Origin of the sequence: Rheinheimera sp. (genome assembly GCF_036568245.1) — a bacterium.
In the GTDB taxonomy this organism is placed as follows: Bacteria; Pseudomonadota; Gammaproteobacteria; order Enterobacterales; family Alteromonadaceae; genus Alishewanella.
Genome location: NZ_DATCSY010000095.1, coordinates 1 through 6,321, shown reverse-complemented (window position 1 = coordinate 6,321; position 6,321 = coordinate 1). Strand labels below are relative to the sequence as shown.

The 6,321-nt window shown below is 54.2% G+C and carries 5 protein-coding genes; all 5 read left to right on the top strand.

The genetic code is table 11. From position 1 onward, the window contains the following. Window positions 1-429, top strand: a 429-nt coding sequence (locus VIN66_RS04075; RefSeq protein WP_331922803.1) for an AgmX/PglI C-terminal domain-containing protein, incomplete at its 5' end; no start/stop codon positions are given. Window positions 430-451: 22 nt separating this feature from the next. Then, on the top strand, window positions 452-1,648 hold the full coding sequence (locus tag VIN66_RS04070) for a hypothetical protein (RefSeq protein ID WP_331922802.1): 1,197 nt from the start codon (window positions 452-454) through the stop codon (window positions 1,646-1,648). Between the two features lie 14 nt (window positions 1,649-1,662). Further along, window positions 1,663-4,110 carry a LamG domain-containing protein gene (locus VIN66_RS04065; protein WP_331922801.1) on the top strand — a complete coding sequence of 816 codons (2,448 nt, stop codon included), beginning with the start codon at window positions 1,663-1,665 and terminating at the stop codon, window positions 4,108-4,110. A gap of 9 nt (window positions 4,111-4,119) precedes the next feature. Next, window positions 4,120-5,697, top strand: a complete 1,578-nt coding sequence (locus tag VIN66_RS04060; RefSeq protein ID WP_331922800.1) for a hypothetical protein — start codon at window positions 4,120-4,122, stop codon at window positions 5,695-5,697. Between the two features lie 89 nt (window positions 5,698-5,786). Next, a partial coding sequence (locus tag VIN66_RS04055; protein WP_331922799.1) for a substrate-binding periplasmic protein occupies window positions 5,787-6,321 on the top strand: 535 nt, incomplete at its 3' end.

Sequence of the window (6,321 nt, the reverse complement as noted above, 5' to 3'; positions counted from 1 at the left end):
GCCCGTTCTGAACTGGCAGACACCGGCACGACTGCGCTGGCAGAGACCGAGATGAAAGGGCTGTCATCTACCGGTCGCGGTGAAAGCACTGGCCAAAGCCGCAATGACAGTCGCGCTGATGCCAATAGCAGTGGGCCGCAGGGGCGCTCGGAAGCGGCAATCAGGCGCATACTGGAAGCAAATAAAAGCAGCTTATATACCTTGTACAGCCGGGCGCTGCGTGCTAACCCGCGACTGAAAGGTAAGGTGGTATTTGAGCTGGTGATTAATGCAGACGGCAGCCTGGCTGAAGTCAACATAGTGCGCAGCGAATTAAACGATGCCAGGCTGGAACGCCAGCTGATGCTGAGATTACGCTCGGTCAATTTTGGTGCTGAGCCGGTGGCGTTAACCCGTTCGCAGTGGACAGTCGAGTTTTTACCGGGCTGATGGTCAGCCGGAGGTGGTGTAGATGCAATATTTAGCCTTTGTCAAAGCCGCGACGGTGAGCACAGTGATACTGGCAGCCTGTGCGCAGGCCGGGTCGCTGGAACAGGCCAAGCGGCTGCATGAGCGTATTGCCGGTGTGCCGGCCGATGCTGTGACATTAAGCCAGATGCAGGCTCTGATTGATGCGGGTAATGCATCTGCTGCTGCAGAGCTGGCGATGCAGCATCCGGATTTTTATCGCACAACGCTGAAGCTGTTTGCTTCTGTCGCCACTAACCGTGAGCAGGACGTGTTTGAGCCGCTGAATGACTACAGCGCTACGGTGATTGGGTTGGTGCGCGATGAGATAGATTTTAGGCAGATCCTGCAAACGGATGTGTTGTATGTCGGTGCAGACAGCCTGGGGTTGCCGGCCTATCAGAGCAACAATAATGAGCACTATCTGGCGCTGGAGCGTCAGGCGGTTGATTTAGCACAGTATCTTGAACCCCGCTCGCAAAGCAGCCTGAATAACATCCCCTCGGATGCGGCAGCAGGTGTGATGACGAGCCGGGCGGCTGCAAAGGCATTCTTTTATCTTGGCACTAACCGCGCCATGTTCCGTTTTACACTGATGAACCAGTTGTGTACGGATTTAGAGCCGCTACAGGATATTACCATGCCAACCGGACGCATCCGGCAGGATGTCAGCCGCAGCCCGGGTGGCGACAGCCGTATTTTTAATAACCGCTGTGTCGGCTGCCATGCCGGTATGGATCCTATGGCGCAGGCCTTTGCATATTATGACTACCAGTTTAGCGATGAAGATGGCAGCAATGGCCGTATCTTTTATCAGCAAAGTGGCACTCAGAATTCAACCACGCAAAGCCGCGTGCAGCCGAAGTATCATATTAACGCCGGCAGTTTCCCTTACGGTTACCGCACATCGGACGATAGCTGGGTCAATTACTGGCGAGAAGGCCAGAACCAGGCATTAGGTTGGGATAACAGCTTGCCAGGCAGCGGCAGTGGTGCAAAAAGCCTGGGCGAAGAGCTGGCAAACACCACAGCCTTTGCCCAGTGCCAGGTGAAAAAGGTATTCCGGGCTGTGTGCCTGCGAGAGCCGCAAAGCCTGTCTGATGTCAATGCGCTGCACACTATCACCGACAGTTTCCGCGCCACAGGCTATGTACTGAAACAGGTATTTGCCGATACCGCCACCTACTGTATGGGAGACTAAAGATGCGGTTTTCTATGCAAACTGTGTTAACAGCAAAAATTTTGTTCAAAGCGTTGCTGCTGCTGGGTGCCCTTGTGCTGGCCGGTTGCGGCGGTGCCGAAGTAGAGCAGAACCCACCGCCGCCGGTGCAGGAAGATAATACCAACTACAACGGTCCGGCGCCGCAAACCGCCGATATTCAGCTGTTTAAACTGACACTGTGGGACAATATTGCCGGCAACAACCGCTGTGGTGCCTGCCACGTGCAGGGCAATACCGCACCGGCGTTTGTGCGAAATGACGATATTAATCTGGCCTACGCCGCGGCTGTGCCACTGGTTAATCTGGCCGACCCGGCACAATCAGCGCTGGTGACAAAAATTGCCGGCGGCCACAATTGCTGGTTAGCCAGCGATACCGCCTGTGCTGATACATTAACGCAGTGGATCCGTAACTGGGCCAACAGCAGCGAAACAGAAAGCGCCACCGTTACTCTGGTTGCGCCTCCAATACGTGAACCGGGCGCCAGCAAAGCGTTACCGGACTCGCCAGCACTGTTTGGTAACACGGTATACCCGTTGCTGCGCCAGTTTTGTGTTAACTGCCATGCACCGGATGCCGCTCAGCCGCAATCGCCGTTTTTTGCCGGCAGTGATCTGAGCGCCGCTTATGACGCCAGCCGCAAGTTACTGAATCTGGATCAACCTGAGCTCTCGCGCTTTGTTGCCCGGCTTGGTGGCGAGTTTCATAACTGCTGGTCCAGCTGTGACAGCGATGCTGCGACGATGCTCGCTGCCATCAGGCAAATAGCGGACAGTGTCGAGCTAACCGAACTGGATCCGGCTCTGGTACCGTCCAAAGCCTTGAGGCTGGGCGATGGTGTCGTGGCCTCCAGTGGCGGCCGCTTTGAGGCCAACCAGATAGCGTTTTATCAGTTTAAAACCGGCAGCGGCGTTATTGCCTATGACACCTCCGGGGTTGAACCGGCGGCTAATTTAAGCCTGCAAGGCGATATCAGCTGGGTAACCGGCTGGGGACTACAGATTAACAGTGGCCGGGCGCAAGCCAGCACGCAAAACAGCGCTAAGCTAGCGCAGCTGATAAGCGCTACCGGTGAAATGACCGTCGAAGCTTGGGTCGTGCCGGCCAATGTGGTGCAGGAAGGCCCTGCCGCCATTGTCAGCTATGCTGGCAGCAGTGCTGAGCGCAACGTTACGCTGGGCCAGACCCAGTACAACTATGACTTTTTACTGCGTCGCAGCGGCAGTGATTTCGCTGGTATGCCGGCGCTCAGCACGCCCGATGCTGATGAAGTGCTGCAGGCAACATTGCAGCATGTGGTATTGACACAAGACCCGGTAAACGGCCAGCGTATTTATGTCAACGGCAATGATACCGGCGTGCGCTCAGCTGCTGATGCTATTCGCAACTGGGATGATACCTATGCGCTGATCATCGGCAACGAAGCCAATGGCAACCGGCAGTGGCAGGGTAGTATCCGTTTACTCGCTATTCATAATAAAGCGCTAAGCGCAGCTCAAATCCGGCAAAACTATGAAGTGGGCGTAGGCCAGAAATTTTATCTGCTGTTTAGCATAGGTGAGCTGATCGATTTAGCCGATAGCTATATCGTGTTTGAAGTCGCGCAGTTTGATAATTATTCCTACCTGTTCAATGCACCTTATCTGGTTAATCTGGAAGGGCGGGCGCTGCCACAAAGCTTGACGATAAGCGATATGGCGATTGGCATTAACGGCAAAGAAGCACTAACCGGCCAGGCCTGGCTGAAGCAACAGTTTGAGCTGGCTTCTGGTACTGCACTGGATACCGGCGCTGTGCTGTCAACCCAGGGTACCATCATTGGAGCAGAGCTTGGCGCCGCGTCTGATGAATTCTTTTTGTCTTTTGGCCGCATTGGTGAGCGGCAGAACGTGCGTACCGGCATCAGCGTACCGGTACAAAGTATTATTGCCTCCGGTAGTCAAAGCAGTGATATCGGCCTTAAAACCTTTGCTGAAGTGCATGCCAGTATGAGTGCGCTGACCGGGGTTGCACAGCAGCAAGCAGCTGTGGCCCAGGTTTATCAGACCATTCAGCGCCAGCTGCCCTCAGCAGATACTGTCGATACCTTTGTGTCGGCGCAGCAAATGGCCATCACCCAACTGGCCATTGCCTACTGCAATGCCGCGATAGAAGACAGCGCTATTCGTCAAAACTGGTTCAGTGGTGTGGATTTTAATGCCAGCCCGGGCGTGACGTACAGCATGGCCAACCGGCCTGCTTTTATCCAGCCATTGCTCGACAGGCTGATACCTTTATCACCGCAAAGCTCTGTACTACGCGCTGATGCAGAGACCGAGCTGGATGCGCTGATCAACCGGCTAAGCAGCTGTAACGGCAGCTGTAGCAGCGATCGCAGCCGCACTATTGCCAAAGCAGCTTGCACCGCAGTGCTGGCCAGTGCAGAACTTTTGTTGCAGTAGGAGATGAAAATGAAAAGAAAGCAACCGCTGCACGCCGATAGCCCATTACTGCATGCCTGCCACAGCAAGCCGGTTAGCCGCCGCGATTTTATTGCCTGTGGTTTAAGCTATGGTGCAGCCGTGCTGACCAGTGGTTCAGTACTGGGGCTTTTTGCCAACCCGAATAAGGCACATGCCCAGCTATCGCCCGATTTAGAAGCGCTGAAACAGCTGTGCGGCATTAATGTGCAGGGCGCCGGTAAAATTCCGTTTATCTGCTTTGATCTGGCCGGTGGTGCCAATATCGCCGGTTCCAATGTGCTGGTGGGTGGTGCTGGTGGTCAACTCGATTTTCTGTCAGTGCAAGGCTACAGCAAGCTGGGTTTACCTGCTGATCAGGTACCGACGGCTGTCAATGCTGCCGACCCGGCTGCCGGCTTTATCAACAACCAGCTGGGATTGGCTTTTCACAGTGACTCGCAAATGCTGGCTGGTATTTTAGAGCGTACCAGCTTGGCCACACAGGCGATGACCAATGGTGCGGTTCTGCCATCGCGGTCCGAAAACGATACCGGTAATAATCCGCATAATCCGATGTTCGCCATCGCTAAAGCCGGCGCCAATGGCTCGTTAATGCCGCTGATTGGCTCGCGTAACTCCGACTCAGGTGCCAACTCAATGACGCCGGCCGAGTTTTATAACCCCGAGCTTAGGCCGACAAAAATCGACCGGCCCGGTGATGTGACCGGTTTAGTGGATGTGGGGGATTTGTTTGGTTTGCTAAACCAGAGCGATGCCGTTGCCGTGATGGAGTCAGTGCAGCGTATCAGTGACAGTAAGCTTGGCCGGGTTAATACCAATATCAGCCGCGACGATGTGATTAAAGATCTTATTCGCTGCGGCTATGTAAAAAGTGCTGATTTGGCCGACCGCTTTGGTAACCCTGCGACGTTAGACCCTGCCGCTGATCCTGATATCGTCGGCGCCGCCGGTATTTTCTCCGCGCAGGAATTCAATGACGATGCAGAATTTCGTAAAACGGCGTCAGTGATGAAACTGGTGGTGAATGGCTTTGCTGGCGCTGGCTCGGTAACCATAGGCGGTTATGACTACCATACCGGTGAGCGCGGCACCGGCGAGCTCAGAGACTTGCGAGCCGGGCGCTGCATAGGTGCCTGTCTTGAATACGCCGCCCGAATGAACCAGCCACTGATGGTATATGTATACAGCGATGGCTCGGTTGCCAGTAATGGTCGTATTGATGACTCAGAAGCTGGCCGTGGCAAAGGCGAGTGGACTGGCGATAATTCGTCCACTGCGGCATCTTATATGCTGGTTTATAGCCCGAATGGCCGTCCTGCATTACTGGGCGGATCGGCGGCAGAGCAAGCCAGGCATCAGCAAATTGGCTTTATGCGCCCGGATGCATCGGTCGAAACCGGCTCAGCCGCGTCGGCAAATAACGTTAACCTGCTGGTGCAAACTGTGCTGCTGAACTATTTGGCGCTGCATGGTGAGCAGGGCCGGCTTGCCGAGGTCGCACCGTTTCATGGCCTTGGTAATGCAGCCAGTCTTGACCGCTTAACAGCATTTGCGCCTATCGTCTGATGCTAAACAGAATTTATGCATCCACAGCGGCAAAAAGCATTAACAGCATTTATAGTAGAATGAACGGGTTCAGCAGAAGCAGTTAACGAATGCATTATCTGACGTTTTACGTAGTGTGTTTATTACTTAGTTTACCTTCATATAGCTGTGTGCTGCGGATGGGAATAGAAACCAGCTTTGCGCCCTATATTATTCAGCAAGACAATAGCTGGCGAGGCGTCAATGTCGAGCTGTTGCAGCGGCTGGTGCAGGAAATTGGTTGTGAGCTGGAGTTTATTCATAGCCCCTGGTTAAGGTCGCTGCGGCTTATCGAACAGGGGGAGTTGGATGTCCTTAGCCACTTAAGTTACAACGATGAGCGCAGCAAGAGCTTCGCTTTTATTGGCCCACATCAGCTGGAAAAGATTTATCTGGTCGGGCTGCCGCAGGCGTTTTCCGGTTTAAGTTCGGTTTCGCAGCTGAGAAAAGCCGGCACCTCGGGCATTATTGCGCTGTTAAATGGCGCTTACTACGGCGAAGAGCTGGAATCCGTGCTGAACGATGCGAAAAACCGCACCCGTTTTGTGTTTATCCGCGGCAATGAGGATAAGCAAGCACTGCTGCTTAATGGCCGTGTGCATGGCG